Source organism: Rhizobium alarense (assembly GCF_021555155.1).
In the GTDB taxonomy this organism is placed as follows: Bacteria; Pseudomonadota; Alphaproteobacteria; order Rhizobiales; family Rhizobiaceae; genus Rhizobium_D; species Rhizobium_D alarense.
In genome coordinates, this window is sequence record NZ_JAKGBU010000179.1 from 1 (window position 1) to 1229 (window position 1229).

2 protein-coding genes are annotated in these 1229 nt (G+C 61.3%); both read right to left on the reverse strand.

Going from position 1 to position 1229, the window contains the following annotated elements; translation table 11 throughout:
* A partial coding sequence (locus tag LXM94_RS25870; RefSeq protein ID WP_235774759.1) for a flagellin N-terminal helical domain-containing protein occupies positions 1-812 on the reverse strand: 812 nt, incomplete at its 3' end.
* A gap of 288 nt (positions 813-1100) precedes the next feature.
* Positions 1101-1229, reverse strand: a 129-nt coding sequence (locus tag LXM94_RS25875) for a flagellin (protein ID WP_268965252.1), incomplete at its 5' end; no start/stop codon positions are given.

Below are 1229 nucleotides of genomic sequence, written 5' to 3' on the forward strand. Positions count from 1 at the left end.
GTGGTCGAGTCTTCGTAGGCGACTTCCTGGTCGGCGACCGTCGTCTGGTCTACGGCGAGCACCCAGGTGTCGTCGTCGACCTTGACGTAGTCGTTCGTGCCGTCGGTGGCATAGCTGCCGTCGAAGGTCGAGGCACCGGCGCCGGCTGTGATGACGTCGTCGGTCGTGAAAGCCTGGACGGTGTATTCGGAGATCACGCCGGCAACGTTGATGTTGAGCGTGACGGCAGCACCTTCGATCGTCGTCGTCGTGTCGAGGATGCCGGTGTCGCCGCCCTCGTCGAAGAGGACCGTCGTGGAGTCGAGCGTGTAGTCGACCTTCTTGACCGACACGTTGCCCGAAGCGTCGCGCACGAACGAGGCGACGACCGTCTTCGTCTCGGAGCCGCCGGCGGCCGTCAGGTCCGTCTGCAGCCAGTTCTCGCCGGAGAACGACGCGGCTTCGGCAATGCTCGTCAGCTGGTCCTGCAGCTGGGAGACTTCTTCCTGGATCTTGTCCTTGTCGACGCCTTCTTCGGTGGCGGCAACGAGCTTGGCCTTGATTTCCTTCACGACCTCGATGGCCGATTCCATACCGGCATAGGCCGTATCGACCTTGGCGGCGCCGAGGCCGAGAGCGTCGGACACGGCGGAAAGCGCCATGTTGTCGGAGCGCATGGTGGTCGCGATCGACCAGTAGGCGGCGTTGTCCGCTGCTTCACCGACCTTCAGGCCGGAGGAGACGCGGCCCTGCGTCTCTTCCATGCCGGAGCCGATGGAACGCAGGGTCTGCAGTGCAGCCATAGCTGCGACGTTGGTCAGGATACTCGTCATGTTGGGGTGCCCCTTGATTGGCTGAAAAGAAAAGGGACATTCCGGAACGCACCGGGAACAACGGGCAGCGTCATGCCTGCTAACCTATTAATATCTAAGGTTAACCCGCCGTTTCTATGAGACCATCTAACCGCAATATGGTTAATGAAAACCAAAAGCGGCTGAGAAAAATACGGCTGGCGCAAAAAGAAAAAATCGTGACGCTTCGCCGGAGCGGCGGCCTCAAATACGGAAGGAGGCGGGCCTGGCTGGCCCGCCTCCTTGGAGTGAACGGTGGATGAACCGCGCTTAACGGAAGAGCGTCAGGATGTTCTCCGAGGAGGTGTTGGCGATCGACAGCGACTGGATGGCGAGCTGCTGCTGGGTCTGCAGGGCCTTCAGGCGGGTCGATTCCTCGTTCATGTCGGCGTCGACGAG